We start from the raw sequence: 12,944 nt of genomic DNA on the forward strand, positions 1-12,944 counted from the left end.
TTCTAGGCACACGGAGGACCACGGTGGCCATCACCGATATCAAAGAGTTTTCGCACCTCACCGAGGCCGATGTCGAAGCTCTCGGACGTGAACTCGATCAGATTCGACTCGACATCGAAGACTCTCGTGGGATCCGGGACGCCCGCTACATTCGTCGCGTCATTCGCGTCCAGCGGGCGTTGGAGCTCGGCGGGCGTATCGCACTGTTCGGCAGTCGGTACCGACCGGCATGGTTGGTCGGCACGACCCTGCTGAGCCTGTCGAAGATCATCGAGAACATGGAGCTCGGGCATAACGTCATGCACGGGCAATGGGACTGGATGAACGATCCCGAGATTCACTCCGTCTCGTGGGAGTGGGATCAAACCGGTCCTTCCGAGCATTGGAAGCGCGCCCACAACTACCAGCACCACACGTACACCAACGTCGTCGGTATGGACGAGGATCTCGGTTTCGGGATTCTGCGTATGACTCGTGACGAGCCGTGGAAGCCGATCAACCTCTTCCAGCCGATCGCCAACGTGATCTTGGCGGCCACGTTCGAGTGGGGCATCGCGCTGCACGACCTCACGGCGGCAGCCGAGTTGGAGGGCGCGGAAAAGGGGCAGCTGAACTCGCAGGCGAACAAAGACTTCGCGCGCAAGATCTTTCGTCAGGTGGGCAAGGACTTCATCTTGTTCCCGGCGCTGACGGGGCCGGCGTGGAAGTCGACCATGTCGGCCAATGCGACCGCGAACCTCGTGCGCAACCTGTGGGCGTACGTCGTCATCTTCTGTGGCCACTTCCCGGACGGTGCCGAGAAGTTCACGGTTGCCGAATTCGAGCAGGAGACTCGTCACGAGTGGTACCTGCGCCAGATGCTCGGTAGTGCGAACTTCAATTCCGGCAAGCTCATGGGACTCATGAGCGGCAATCTGAGCTACCAGATCGAGCACCACGTGTTTCCTGATCTACCGAGCAACCGCTATCCCGAAATCGCTGTGAAGATGCGTGCATTGTGCGAGAAGTTCGATCTCCCGTACACCACCGGTTCGCTCTTCAAGCAGTATCTTCTGGCTCTGCGCACCATCCACAAGTTGGCTTTGCCGGACAAGTGGCTGACCGCAACCTCGGACAATGCTCCGGAAACGTCTTCGGAACTGCGGTTCCGCGACTCGGGATTCCGGGACGCAGCCATGGCGATGGTCGAGGACCTTCGTACCGATCCGATCACCGGTAAGCGTCTCGGTTTGTTGACCGCACTCAAGTCGCAGGCCCGTTCCCGCATGCCGAAGCGCCGGAAGTGATATAGGTTACATCGGGAAAAACCTAACCTACGGTGCCGTAAGTTACGCTACAGTAGGTGCAGTTGATCTGAACGATTCGAATCGATGATCGTTCTGCACTTACTACTTTGCGCCTAACTCACTGCTAGGAGGCTTTCCATGGCGATTGCAGATGTCAAGGAATACGCACATCTCACGGACGCCGACATCGAAGCGCTCGGCCGCGAACTCGACGCGATTCGTCGCGACATCGAGGAGTCGCGCGGCGAGAAGGATGCGCGATACGTGCGCAACGTCATTCGTCTGCAGCGTTCGCTCGAAATCGGCGGCCGCGCAGTGCTTTTCGCCAGCCGTCGTCGTCCGGCGTGGCTCGCCGGAGTTGGCCTGCTGACGCTCTCGAAGATCATCGAGAACATGGAACTCGGGCACAACGTGATGCACGGGCAGTGGGACTGGATGAACGACCCGGAGATCCACTCCACCTCGTGGGAGTGGGACGTCACCGGCCCGTCTGCGCACTGGAAGCAGACCCACAACTACCTGCATCACAAGTACACCAACGTCCTCGGAATGGACGACGACGTCGGATACGGACTCCTCCGCGTCACCCGCGATCAGCGCTGGAAGCCCTTCAACGCCGGCAACCTGGTCTACAACACGCTGCTCGCGCTGTTCTTCGAGTACGGCATCGCCGCTCAGCACCTCGAGCTCGGCAAGGTGGCCAAGGGCCGCGCCGACAAGGAAGAGACGCAGCGCAAGCTCCGTGAGGTCGGCGAGAAGATCGGCAAGCAGGTCCTGCGCGACTACGTCATCTACCCGGCCATCACCGGCCCGGCGTGGAAGAGCACATTGTCGGCCAACTTCACCGCCAACACTCTGCGGAACGTGTGGACCAACGCGGTCATCTTCTGCGGCCACTTCCCGGACGGTGCCGAGAAGTTCACCAAGGAAGACATCGACAAGGAAACGCAGGCTCAGTGGTACCTGCGTCAGATGCTCGGCAGCGCCAACATCGAGGGCAGCGCGCTCATGGACTTCATGACGGGCAACCTGAGCTACCAGATCGAGCACCACCTGTTCCCCGATCTGCCCAGCAACCGCTACAAGGACATCGCGGTCACGGTGCGTCAGCTCGCGGACAAGTACGACTTGCCGTACACGACGGGCCCGCTTGCCGTGCAGTACGCCAAGTCCTGGCGAACCATCGCCAAGCTGTCGCTGCCCAACAAGTACCTCAAGGACACCGTCGACAATGCGCCCGAGACGGCGTCGGAGCGGATGTTCGACGGCGAACTGACCTCGACTGTCGATCCCGTGACCGGGCGTCGCAGTGGCCTCAAGAGCGCCATCGCACGTAAGCGCAAGAGCGGAAAGCTGCGCAGCCTCCTAGGCCTGCGCTGATCGTCGACTGCGCTGACCGTAGACAGCAAGCGGCCCGACACCATTCGATGGTGTCGGGCCGCTTTGCTGTTCTCGCCCGGAACGTCGCTCGGGGGCGCTCAGTACTGATCGTTGGACTTGATCGCTTCCAGCAGTTGTCGCACAGCGACGACGCGTCGAGCTGATTTGCCCTCCAGCAGGTCGAGCTTGCATTCGGGATCTGCCGGCGGTCCGAGGTGCGTGCATCCGCGCGGGCAATCCTCGATCGCCGCAGCGAGATCCGAGAACGCCGCCACCACGTTCTCGGGCGAGATGTGCGCCAGACCGAACGAACGGATGCCCGGGGTGTCGATCACCCAGCCGCCACCGGCGAGCGGGAGTGCCACCGATTGCGTCGACGTGTGCCGGCCCTTGCCGACGCCGGATACGATGCCGACCGCTCGATTGGCATCGGGGACAAGGCGATTGACCAGTGTCGACTTTCCGACGCCGGAATGTCCGATCAGGGCGGTCAACTTGTGCTCGAGGATCTGCGTCAGTTCGTCCAGGGGATCGTCGCGACCGGCGACGACCACTTGGATGTCGAGGTCGGCGAACGTGCTCGCGAATTCCTCCGGCGGTTCGAGGTCGCTCTTGGTCAGGCAGACGATCGGCGTCAGGCCACCCACGTAGGCGGCGACCAGTGCGCGCTCGACGAAGCCGGTGCGCGGTGGGGGATCGGCGAGTGCCACGACGATGAGAAGCTGCTCCGCGTTCGCGACGACGATACGTTCGAAGGGATCGGTGTCGTCGGCGGTCCGTCGCAGAACCGTCGAACGCTCGGAGACCCGGACGATGCGCGCCAGGGTGTCGGTTTTGCCCGACAGATCGCCGACTATGTCCACCTGATCGCCGACGACGATGGGGGTTCGGCCAAGTTCGCGGGCGCGCATCGTGACGATCAGCCGGTCGGGATCGCCGCCGAGGACGCAACCCCAACGGCCACGATCCTTCGACACCACCATCCCCGATTCGGCCGCGAGATGTTCGGGCCGAGTCTTCGTACGGGGGCGGGATCCGCGCCCGGGGCGTACACGGACGTCGGACTCGTCGTACTGCCGCGGACTCAGAAGCTTGCCTTCGGTGTCGCCGGCGAACTCTCGAGCATGTCGATCCACATGTTCTCGAAGCCGGGCAGTGTCTTGGCGGTGGTTCCGACATCGTCGACGTCGACGCCGTCGACGACCAGGCCGATGATGGCGCCGGCTGTTGCCATGCGGTGGTCGGCATACGAGAGCCATTGTCCGCCATGGAGTTCCGCGGGAACGATCGTCAGGCCGTCATCGGTTTCGGTGACGGAGCCGCCGAGTTTGTTGATCTCGTCGGCGAGGGCGGCGAGACGGTCTGTCTCGTGCCCGCGCAGGTGCGCGATTCCTCGTAGATGCGAGGTGCCCTCGGCGAGGGCCGCCAGGGCCGCCACGGTGGGGGTCAGCTCTCCCACGTCGTGGAGGTCGATGTCGATGCCGCGCAGTTTCTCCGGGCCGCGGACGGTCAGGACACCATCGGCGAGAGTGACGTCGGCCCCCATCGAGGCGAGGATCCCGCGGATCGCGTCGCCGGGTTGCGTCGTCGACGACGGCCACATCGGGACGCTGACGGTTCCGCCGGTCACTGCGGCAGCGGCCAGGAACGGTGTGGCGTTGGAGAGATCGGGTTCGATCGCCCAGTCCACGGCGCGCACCGGCCCCGGTGCCACACGCCAGGTGTCCGCGTCACCGCCCGTGGCTGGCGTCGTCACGGAAACTCCGGCCTCGCGGAGCATCTCGACGGTCATGTCGATGTGTGGCATGGACGGGACGGGCTTGCCGTCGTGGTGAACGGTGACACCCTCTTCGAACGCAGCAGCCGAGAGCAGGAGACCGGAGACGAACTGCGACGAACCGGATGCGTCGATGGTGACCGTCCCGCCGCGTAGGGATCCGGTTCCGGTGACGGTGAACGGGAGTGCGTCACCCTCGATCCGAGCGCCGAGACTGCGCAGTGCTTCCAAGATGGTGCCGAGCGGTCGTGTGCGTGCTTGCTCGTCGCCGTCGAAGTGGACCATGCCGTCGGCCATCGCGGCGAGTGGCGGCAGGAAGCGCATGACGGTGCCGGCCAGGCCGCAGTCGACCTCGCCGCCGCGCAGGGGTCCAGGGGTGATGCGAAGCGTGGTCGCATCACCGGCTTCCTCGACGCCGATGCCGAGGTCACGCAGAGCTGCGATCATCAGGTCGGCGTCACGGCTGCGGAGTGCACCGGTGATCGTGGACGGGCCATCCGCAAGTGCGGCCAGAATCAGAGCTCGATTGGTGATGGACTTGGATCCGGGCAGCGTCACCACTGCATCGACGGGTGCTTGGGCCCTCGGGGCGCTCCACAGACTCAGACTCACATGGTCCATCTTCTCTCATCGGTGGGGGAATGGTCGAAACCGTGCCACCCTGGGTGTCATGTGCGGAAGGTATGCGACCACAGCGGACCCGGCCACCCTGGCGGTGGAACTCGACGCGCTCGACGAGACCGACCACTCGGCGCCCGTCGAAGCCGATTACAACGTGGCCCCCACGACCGAGGTGTTGACCGTCGTCGAACGCCACGATCGGGAGAACCCCGACAGCGATCCGAGCAAGAGGATTCGGCGGATGCGGTGGGGATTGGTGCCGTCGTGGACCAAGGAACTGGGCAAAGGCCCGGTCCTGTTCAACGCCCGCGCCGACTCGCTGGCGGAGAAGCCGGCGTTTCGGACCGCCTTCAAGTTCAAGCGTTGCCTGGTCCCCATGGACGGGTGGTACGAGTGGCAGACCGAGGCCACCGGCGGGAAGAAGGCAGCGAAGATTCCTTACTACATGCACCCCGACGACGGATCACGGCTGTTCATGGCGGGCGTGTGGTCTGCCTGGCGGGACCCGAGTGTCGAGAACGCGAGCCCCGTTCTGAGCTGCTCGATCGTCACGGTCGACTCTCTCGGTCACCTCGAGCAGGTTCACGACCGCATGCCCCTCGCCCTGCCTCGTGACCGCTGGGAGGCGTGGCTCGATCCCGACAACACCGTCGATTCGGCTCTGCTCGAACCGGTACCGGACCTCTTCGAGCGGATCGACGTCGATCGAGTCCGGCCGCTGGTCAACAGTGTCAAGAACAACGGGCACGAGTTGATCGAGCCGGACGTCGACCGTGCCGGCGAGCAGATCAGCCTGCTCTAGCAGTCAGCCGAGAGCCCAGGTGACGGTCACTTCGAACGAGACCTGCTGGGTTCCCGGGGCGAGAACCATGTCGGACATCGAGGCGTCGGGAGCGCGCATGGTCTGACCGCCACTCGTGTCGTGTGCCTCGGTGATGGTCACGACGTTTTCGAGCGACGTCCCGGACAGATCCGCGTACTGCTCGGCACGGTTCTTCGCGTCCTCGAAGGCACGGGTGCGAGCGTCGGCCAGAAGCTGAGAGTCGTCGTCGATGGCGAAGGCGACGTTACCGAGCCGTGCCGCGTTTCCGCCCGCCGCGATGCCGGCGTCCAGGACAGAAGAGGCCTTGTCGAGATCGCGGACGACGATTCGTACCGAGTTGGTCGCCCGGTAGCCGGTCACGTTGCCGCCGACGAACGGTCCGCCGCTGGCGTCGTACTGCGGCTGGACGGACAGATCGCTTGTCTGCACGTCCTCGGGGGCAACCCCGGCGGCGACTATCGCGTCGATCATCTGACGGGCCTTGTCATTCGCCTCCGAGACCGCTCCCGATACATCCGGGGCAACCACCTCGATGCCGATGTCGGCATTGAGGATGTCCGGCGCCCCGCGGACCTGCCCTGATCCGACTACCGTGACTTCCTTGGCGGCATTGTCCGAACTCCCGCAGGCCGTCAGCGAGACGGTGAGAGCTGCCGTCGCAGCGGTCAGTGCAAGAGTTTTCAGGTGTGGTCGCATGGTGAGACCGTAGCGACCGGATACTCAGCCCGCCGTGATTTGCGCCGTGACCGCGCCACTGAGCTGCGCGAGGTCCGTCGGAGCCAGCTCGATTTCGAGGCCGCGTCGGCCGGCGCTGCAGAGAACGCGGTCCCAGTCGAGCGCCGACGCATCGATCACGGTCGGCAGTTTCTTGCGCTGGCCGAGCGGTGAGATACCGCCGAAGACGTAGCCGCTCGAGCGCTCGGCTTCGGCGCGATCGGCCATGACGGCTTTGCTCGCACCGAGGGCAGCGGCTGCAGCCTTGAGGGAGAGCTTGTCCGGGACCGGCAGAACCGCGACGGCGAGCTTGCCGGTGTCGAGTTTGACGACCAAGGTCTTGAAGATCTGGGCAGCCACGACACCTGTCGACTCTGCCAGTGCAGTGACCGCCTCGTCGCCGAAAGATTCGGCGCGAGGATCGTGGTCGTAGCTGTGGACGCGGTGCGGTGTCTTCGACTTGTCGAGAAGTACGGTCGCAGGGGTCGCTGTTCCGGCCATGAGGAACACCCTATGTGGATCGCCGACAGGTGCATCCGACCAGGCCGGGAACAGAGTCGCTGACTCCCGTGTTGGTACCAGTTGATGAAACTTGTCCCGAGAAGCGAAGGAGCGACCGTGCTGGCTGTGTGTGAGCCACCACCGGCCCGTGGGTCGGATCTTCAGTTGGCGGTAACCTTGATCCCTACGGCTAGTGAAGGGATCAGAGTGCTGGAACACGACCGGCCCAAGGACGAACCGTCAGGGGTAGCTGAACCTATCGACGGCGCAGTGTCCGAAACGCCCGAAACTGCGGATGAGTTGATTGCCCGGTTCGAGCGCGACGCGCTCCCGCTGCTCGACCAGTTGTACGGCGCTGCCCTGCGCATGACGCGGAATCCGGCTGATGCCGAGGATCTCGTGCAGGAGACGTACGTCAAGGCGTACACCGCTTTCCGTTCGTTCCGTGCCGGTACCAACCTGAAAGCCTGGCTGTACCGGATTCTCACGAACACCTACATCAACTCGTACCGCAAGAAGCAGCGCCAACCCGCGCAGTATCCGACGGACGAGATCACCGACTGGCAGTTGGCCGCCACCGCCGAGCACACTTCGACGGGGCTGCGATCGGCCGAGGTGGAGGCGCTCGACGCGTTGCCTGACGACGACATCAAGGCGGCGCTGCAGTCGCTTCCCGAGGAATTCCGTATGGCCGTGTACTACGCCGATGTCGAAGGATTCCCGTACAAGGAGATCGCGGAGATCATGGGCACACCCATCGGAACGGTGATGTCGCGACTGCACCGTGGTCGCAAGCAATTGCGTGGTCTTTTGGCCGATGTCGCAAAAGACCGGGGATTCAATCGGGACGGCGCGGTCGACACAGCCACAGTCGCAGCCACCGAGACGGAAGGTGTCACACGATGAGTGAGCAGGACGAATTCGAAAGGCTCGACTGCTCGGCAGTCATCGCCGACGTCTGGTTGATGCTCGACGGTGAATGCGACGATTCAAGTCGTGCTCGCCTGCAGCGTCATATCGACGATTGTGGATCGTGCCTCGAGGCCTACGGGATCGAAGAGAAGGTCAAGAGCCTGATCAACCGTAAGTGCGGCGGAGACCATGCGCCGGAAAGCCTGCGTCAGAGGCTCACCGTCGAGTTGCGTCGGACCATCGTCATAACGACTACCGAAACCGACAGCTAGCCCGTCAGCGAAGATCTGAGCGGCAGCAGTCGGAAGGCAGTAACGCCGAGGGGCGGGGAAGCAATGCTTCCCCGCCCCTCGGACGTTTTGTTGCGCTACATGTCAGGCGTTTGGACGCTTGCCATGGTTAGCGGCGTTGCCCTTACGGCTGCGCTTCTTACGACCACGCTTACCCATGATTGGTCTCCCTTCTGTTTCTTTCGCGTCATTGTTTCACGCCGATGCCGGTGTGGTTCCATTGGCAGGTCGATCGAGTGATCCGTCGACGTATTTTCGTGGTCAGAGTGCAGTTCCGACAGAAGTGAGGTTCACGATGGCAGAAGACGTGCGCGCCGAGATGGTTTCGACGGTCTACCAGGTCGTCGTGAGCGAGGGAGACGTCGTTGCGGACGGCGACACCCTGGTCATCCTCGAATCCATGAAGATGGAGATTCCCGTCCTGGCCGAGGTTCCGGGAACGGTGACGACGGTGGGCGTCAAGGTCGGCGACGTGATTCAGCAAGGCGATCTGATCGCCGTGATCTCCTAAGCCGGACGATGTCCACTCTCAGCGACCTCCTCGCCGAACACACCGACCTTCCCGGTGCGGCGGTCGACCATCTCCAGCGCGTCGTGGGGGAGTGGCAACTGCTCGCCGACCTCTCCTTTGCCGACGTTCTCTTGTGGGTGGGCACCGAATCGGAGAAGAACCGATCCGAGGGGACGGTCATCTGCGTCGCGCATTGCCGGCCGACAACGGCATCGACGGCTTTTCCGGAGGATGCGGTCGGAACGGTCGTTTCCGAGTCCGAGCACCCGCAGGTTCTTCGCGCTCTCGTGGAGGGCCGCGTCGTGCGCGGGGAAGACGAGACGTGGCGTGAAGGAATGCCGCCGCGTCGGGAAGCCGTTCCGGTGCGTCTGGACGGGCGAGTCATCGCTGTTCTGAGCCGCGACACCAACCTGTCGCACCAGCGAGCGCAGAGTCCGCTCGAACTCGCGTATCTCGATTGCGCCGAAGACCTGTGTCAGATGATCAGCGACGGAACCTTCCCGATCCGAGAATCGCGCTCCGACACGAACTCGAGCCCACGTGCGGGCGACGGCTTCATCCGTCTCGATACCGAAGGCACAGTCGTCTATGCCAGCCCGAACGCGCTCTCGGCCTATCACCGGATGGGTCTGAGTTCGGATCTGGTGGGTCAAGACCTCGCAGCGCTGACCCGTTCGTTGGTCACCGACCCGTTCGAGTCTCAGGAAGCTGCGGGATACATCCGAGATACGTTGGCGGACAAGCCCGGTCGCCGTATGGAGATCGAGGCGCGCGGGGCGACCGTTCTGCTGCGGGCCCTGGTTCTCAAGCCTGGCGGCCGGCATGTCGGTGCTGCGGTCGTCGTCCGCGACGTCACCGAGGTCAAGCGTCGTGATCGCGCTCTGCTGAGCAAGGACGCAACCATCCGCGAGATTCACCATCGAGTGAAGAACAATCTGCAAACCGTCGCGGCGCTTCTGCGTCTACAGGCCAGGCGAACCGGCAACGACGAAGCGCGACAAGCGTTGACAGAGTCGGTGAGACGCGTGACGTCCATCGCCCTCGTTCACGACACCTTGTCGATGTCGGTGGACGAAGAGGTGGATCTCGACGAGGTGATCGACCGGTTGGTTCCCATGCTCTCCGATGTCGCGGGAGTAGGTGTGCCGGTGACGATTCGGCGTGAGGGCAGTTTCGGAGTGTTCTCCGCCGAGCGCGCCACCCCGCTGGTCATGGTGCTGACGGAGTTGGTGCAGAACGCGATCGAGCACGCTTTCGATCCGGGCGTGACCGGCACGGTCACACTCAGTGCCGAGCGTTCTGCACGCTGGTTGGACGTGATCATCCACGACAACGGGCGCGGCCTGCCGGAGAACTTCGACCTCGAGAAATCCGATCGCCTCGGACTCCAGATCGTGCGGACTCTGCTGGGAGCCGAGCTCGGTGGCTCGCTCGGACTGCACCCGGGAAGCGGAGGCGGTACCGACGCGGTTCTGCGTGTGCCGCTCGGTAGACGTTCTGCGCGTTACTGATTCGAGCCGCGTTAGCGATTCGAGCAGACAAAAAGCCCGGCACCATGTGGTGCCGGGCTGTCGTCTTCGACTGTGCAGAGGGGCTGTTCTCCGCCGCGAGTCGAACGTCTCGGTTCTACCTAGACGGAAGTGCGTGCACGGGTACGTGCGTTACGACGCTTGAGTGCGCGACGCTCGTCTTCGCTCATTCCGCCCCAGACGCCTGCATCCTGGCCGGACTCGAGAGCCCACGACAGGCACTCGGCGGTGACGGGGCAGCGGTTGCAGACAACCTTGGCATCAGCGATCTGAGCGAGGGCCGGTCCACTGTTTCCCACAGGGAAGAACAGTTCGGGATCCTCGTCGCGACAGATTGCGTTGTGGCGCCAGTCCATCTTTTTTCGCTCCTTAATTGGGTGTGTATTCACACCATTTGGTACCAATGAGTTTGTGTGTGCGTCATCAATGTTTCCGCACTGTTACTTGTGAATGCTTTCACGAACTCGCGGTATGTCAATAGGTTTGAACGGGTTCGTGGGCCAACTCACTAATTTGTGACACACCTGACGGCCACCTGGGCGTCACCGGCATTTTACCCGATTTCGACCTTTTGGCACCAGAGTTTTTGCAGGTCAAACGTGTTGCCTGACTCACGTCGCAATCGGTGCGAACACTTCCAGTGCATCCGGGACCGAGGTGAATTCGACCTTTTCACGAAGTCCGATGTAGTCGCCGTCCATCTGGAGTCCGATCGGTCGCGACGATTCGATGGTGATTGTCGGGACGTCGTCGGTGCGTAAGAGGACCTTCGATTTCGGCTCCGCGCCGCGTGCGAGTAGTTGCCGCACAACCCGCAGGGACGGCAGAACTTTGGTGCTCGTCATGGCGAAGATGCCGAGTCCACTGTCGAAGGTCGTTCCCGGATTGGTGTGGACGGGACGCTCTTCCAGATATGTCCACGGGCTCGAGTTCGAGACGAATGCGTAGTGGACTCCGGAGACGGGATCCTGATCGGGAAGGTGGACGGTCAGCGCTGGTTCGGCTCGCTTGGCACGGAAGAACGCCGCGATCGCGGTTCGGACATACCGGGCGGGTGTGGCGGCGTCACCGTTCTTACGGCTGGCGTCGACGGCCTCGCACACATCGGCGTCGAGGCCCATTCCGGCGTTGAACGTGAACCAACGGTTGTCGCAGTGTGCGAGCCCGATTCGGCGCCTGGTCCGTTCGGAGAGGAGGTCGACGAGTTGGTTCGTGGCGTCGATCGGGTCGGCGGCAATACCGAGTGAGCGCGCGAAAACGTTTGCCGAGCCTCCCGGGACGACAGCGATCGTCGGGATCGGACCGACCGGAACCGATTTCATCGACGCGGGATGCGGTGACCCGAGCAGTCCGTTGACCACTTCGTTGACCGTTCCGTCGCCGCCGTGGACGATCACCGAGCCGAAGCCGTCTTCGTGGGCTTCGCGCGCCAGTTCGGCGGCATGACCCCGATGTGTGGTGTGCGCCACAGTAAGTCGCACCCGACTCTCGAGGGCGTGTGCCAACAGGTCACGACCGGCAGCGGTGGTGGAGGTGGCATTGGGGTTGACGATCAGCAGTGCGCGCACGGGGCATGAGCCTATCCGGTGTCGTGTTCTAGGCTGGCCTCGTGCCGAATACCGCCAGTCCGAACGCCCTGCCCAAGACAGTCACATGGGCAGGTGCCCTCGTGACGCTGCAAGGGCTGGTTGCCGCCGGGTTCGCGATCGTCGCAGTGATTCGCGGTGCAACCGGCCACGATCAGAGCGTCACCAACGGATACGGATTTGCCGCGTGGGTCGCGATCCTCGGCGGCGCGGTGTTGGCTGCCGGTATCGCTTTGCTGACGGGCCGCCGGTGGGGCCGGGCAATCGCCGTCGTCGCTCAGCTGCTGCTCCTGCCGGTCGCCTGGTCGCTCCTGACCGATTCGCATCAGGTGCCGCTCGGCATCGTTCTGGGTGTCGTCGTTCTCGGCGCTCTGGGCTGCCTGTTCTCGGCTCCGACGTCTCGATGGATGGCAGCGGAGTACGGAGCGTACGCAGACGAGGTGTCGCCGGAAGAAGGACGCCCGGACGAGACCGACGAGCCGCGGGACAAGTAGGACGGAACGCCTACCCTGCTTCGGTCCTACTCAGCTTCGGCGGCGAGAGCTCCGAGGTGGGTGCCGGTCAGGCGATACGTGGTCCACTCCGTCTTCGCGTCGGCACCGAGTGACTCGTAGAACTTGATCGAGGGGGTGTTCCAGTTGAGCACCGACCAGGACAGCCGGGTGTAGTCGTTGTCGGTGCACTCCTTGGCGAGCGCGGCTAGAAGAGCCTTCCCGTGGCCTGATCCGCGCTGACTGGGCTTGACGTACAGGTCTTCGAGGTAGATGCCGTGAGCGCCGTCCCACGTCGAGAAATTGCGAAACCACAACGCCATGCCGACGACGTCGTCGGCCGAATTCACAGCGACGTGCGCGAAGGCCGTCGCGGCCGGCCCGAACAACGCCTCGCCGATCTGTTCCGCCTTCACGGTGCACTCGTCGAGGGCCTTCTGGTAGTCGGCCAACTCGTAGATCATGTCGGTGATCGGCTGGACGTCTGCGGGCGTGGCGCGTCGGATCATAGGGAGAATCTTAG

16 protein-coding genes are annotated in these 12,944 nt (G+C 63.4%); 8 read left to right on the forward strand and 8 right to left on the reverse strand.

Features of this window, described 5'->3' with window-relative positions; all coding sequences use genetic code 11:
- Positions 1–23 precede the first annotated feature (23 nt).
- Complete coding sequence (locus PCS43_RS10660; RefSeq protein ID WP_003940901.1) at positions 24–1,286, forward strand: fatty acid desaturase family protein; 1,263 nt, start codon at positions 24–26, stop codon at positions 1,284–1,286.
- Positions 1,287–1,424: 138 nt separating this feature from the next.
- The gene (locus tag PCS43_RS10665) at positions 1,425–2,666 is read left to right on the forward strand and encodes a fatty acid desaturase family protein (RefSeq protein ID WP_003940700.1); all 1,242 of its coding nucleotides are present in this window, start codon (positions 1,425–1,427) and stop codon (positions 2,664–2,666) included.
- 98 nt (positions 2,667–2,764) lie between these two features.
- Here the strand turns inward: PCS43_RS10665 and rsgA are convergent, their stop codons facing one another.
- Positions 2,765–3,802: a ribosome small subunit-dependent GTPase A gene (gene rsgA / locus PCS43_RS10670; RefSeq protein ID WP_209908158.1), complete on the reverse strand. Its 1,038-nt coding sequence runs from the start codon at positions 3,800–3,802 to the stop codon at positions 2,765–2,767.
- Entirely contained in the window at positions 3,751–5,064 is a 1,314-nt protein-coding gene (gene aroA / locus PCS43_RS10675; protein ID WP_209908159.1) for a 3-phosphoshikimate 1-carboxyvinyltransferase, read from the reverse strand. The genes rsgA and aroA overlap by 52 nt, the downstream gene beginning before the upstream one ends.
- A 49-nt stretch (positions 5,065–5,113) precedes the next feature.
- Between aroA and PCS43_RS10680 the strand changes: the two genes are divergently transcribed.
- Complete coding sequence (locus PCS43_RS10680) at positions 5,114–5,866, forward strand: SOS response-associated peptidase (RefSeq protein ID WP_209908161.1); 753 nt, start codon at positions 5,114–5,116, stop codon at positions 5,864–5,866.
- A gap of 3 nt (positions 5,867–5,869) precedes the next feature.
- Here the strand turns inward: PCS43_RS10680 and PCS43_RS10685 are convergent, their stop codons facing one another.
- Positions 5,870–6,583, reverse strand: a complete 714-nt coding sequence (locus PCS43_RS10685) for an SIMPL domain-containing protein (protein ID WP_030535006.1) — start codon at positions 6,581–6,583, stop codon at positions 5,870–5,872.
- Positions 6,584–6,607: 24 nt separating this feature from the next.
- Entirely contained in the window at positions 6,608–7,102 is a 495-nt protein-coding gene (gene ybaK, locus PCS43_RS10690; protein ID WP_058039127.1) for a Cys-tRNA(Pro) deacylase, read from the reverse strand.
- Between the two features lie 207 nt (positions 7,103–7,309).
- Between ybaK and PCS43_RS10695 the strand changes: the two genes are divergently transcribed.
- Positions 7,310–8,008: a sigma-70 family RNA polymerase sigma factor gene (locus PCS43_RS10695; RefSeq protein ID WP_042922166.1), complete on the forward strand. Its 699-nt coding sequence runs from the start codon at positions 7,310–7,312 to the stop codon at positions 8,006–8,008.
- The gene (gene rsrA, locus PCS43_RS10700; protein ID WP_003940722.1) at positions 8,005–8,286 is read left to right on the forward strand and encodes a mycothiol system anti-sigma-R factor; all 282 of its coding nucleotides are present in this window, start codon (positions 8,005–8,007) and stop codon (positions 8,284–8,286) included. Before PCS43_RS10695 ends, rsrA begins: the two co-directional genes overlap by 4 nt.
- Before the next feature lie 102 nt (positions 8,287–8,388).
- Here rsrA and PCS43_RS33440 read toward each other — a convergent pair whose 3' ends face one another.
- The gene (locus PCS43_RS33440; protein WP_022597109.1) at positions 8,389–8,463 is read right to left on the reverse strand and encodes a 50S ribosomal protein bL37; all 75 of its coding nucleotides are present in this window, start codon (positions 8,461–8,463) and stop codon (positions 8,389–8,391) included.
- A 136-nt stretch (positions 8,464–8,599) separates the two neighbouring features.
- Between PCS43_RS33440 and PCS43_RS10705 the strand changes: the two genes are divergently transcribed.
- Positions 8,600–8,815, forward strand: a complete 216-nt coding sequence (locus PCS43_RS10705) for a biotin/lipoyl-binding carrier protein (protein WP_007731208.1) — start codon at positions 8,600–8,602, stop codon at positions 8,813–8,815.
- Positions 8,816–8,823: 8 nt separating this feature from the next.
- Positions 8,824–10,326 carry a sensor histidine kinase gene (locus tag PCS43_RS10710; RefSeq protein ID WP_003940890.1) on the forward strand — a complete coding sequence of 501 codons (1,503 nt, stop codon included), beginning with the start codon at positions 8,824–8,826 and terminating at the stop codon, positions 10,324–10,326.
- Between the two features lie 119 nt (positions 10,327–10,445).
- On the opposite strand, the gene PCS43_RS10715 is transcribed toward PCS43_RS10710, so the two are convergent.
- Together PCS43_RS10715 and PCS43_RS10720 are read right to left on the reverse strand one after the other, a co-directional pair.
- A complete protein-coding gene (locus PCS43_RS10715) occupies positions 10,446–10,700 on the reverse strand; it encodes a WhiB family transcriptional regulator (RefSeq protein WP_003940950.1) in 255 nt (84 codons plus the stop codon).
- Positions 10,701–10,955: 255 nt separating this feature from the next.
- Positions 10,956–11,912 (reverse strand): diacylglycerol/lipid kinase family protein, encoded by a 957-nt coding sequence (locus tag PCS43_RS10720; RefSeq protein WP_064074944.1) that lies wholly within the window; start codon positions 11,910–11,912, stop codon positions 10,956–10,958.
- Positions 11,913–11,953: 41 nt separating this feature from the next.
- On the opposite strand from PCS43_RS10720, the gene PCS43_RS10725 reads away from it, so the two are divergent.
- Positions 11,954–12,424 carry a hypothetical protein gene (locus tag PCS43_RS10725; protein ID WP_007731217.1) on the forward strand — a complete coding sequence of 157 codons (471 nt, stop codon included), beginning with the start codon at positions 11,954–11,956 and terminating at the stop codon, positions 12,422–12,424.
- Positions 12,425–12,450: 26 nt separating this feature from the next.
- On the opposite strand, the gene PCS43_RS10730 is transcribed toward PCS43_RS10725, so the two are convergent.
- Positions 12,451–12,930 (reverse strand): GNAT family N-acetyltransferase, encoded by a 480-nt coding sequence (locus PCS43_RS10730; RefSeq protein ID WP_003940724.1) that lies wholly within the window; start codon positions 12,928–12,930, stop codon positions 12,451–12,453.
- Between the last annotated feature and the right edge of the window lie 14 nt (positions 12,931–12,944).

Source organism: Rhodococcus sp. C-2, assembly GCF_027854095.1.
GTDB lineage: Bacteria > Actinomycetota > Actinomycetes > Mycobacteriales > Mycobacteriaceae > Rhodococcus_F > Rhodococcus_F qingshengii.

What these genes read in the sequence shown, in the direction of transcription:
- PCS43_RS10665 (WP_003940700.1), top strand. Translation starts at nt 1,425, where the DNA reads ATGGCGATTGCAGATGTCAAGGAATACGCACATCTCACGGACGCCGAC.
- aroA (WP_209908159.1), bottom strand. Translation starts at nt 5,064, where the DNA reads ATGGACCATGTGAGTCTGAGTCTGTGGAGCGCCCCGAGGGCCCAAGCA.
- PCS43_RS10680 (WP_209908161.1), top strand. Translation starts at nt 5,114, where the DNA reads ATGTGCGGAAGGTATGCGACCACAGCGGACCCGGCCACCCTGGCGGTG.
- PCS43_RS10685 (WP_030535006.1), bottom strand. Translation starts at nt 6,583, where the DNA reads ATGCGACCACACCTGAAAACTCTTGCACTGACCGCTGCGACGGCAGCT.
- ybaK (WP_058039127.1), bottom strand. Translation starts at nt 7,102, where the DNA reads ATGGCCGGAACAGCGACCCCTGCGACCGTACTTCTCGACAAGTCGAAG.
- rsrA (WP_003940722.1), top strand. Translation starts at nt 8,005, where the DNA reads ATGAGTGAGCAGGACGAATTCGAAAGGCTCGACTGCTCGGCAGTCATC.
- PCS43_RS10705 (WP_007731208.1), top strand. Translation starts at nt 8,600, where the DNA reads ATGGCAGAAGACGTGCGCGCCGAGATGGTTTCGACGGTCTACCAGGTC.
- PCS43_RS10710 (WP_003940890.1), top strand. Translation starts at nt 8,824, where the DNA reads ATGTCCACTCTCAGCGACCTCCTCGCCGAACACACCGACCTTCCCGGT.
- PCS43_RS10715 (WP_003940950.1), bottom strand. Translation starts at nt 10,700, where the DNA reads ATGGACTGGCGCCACAACGCAATCTGTCGCGACGAGGATCCCGAACTG.
- PCS43_RS10730 (WP_003940724.1), bottom strand. Translation starts at nt 12,930, where the DNA reads ATGATCCGACGCGCCACGCCCGCAGACGTCCAGCCGATCACCGACATG.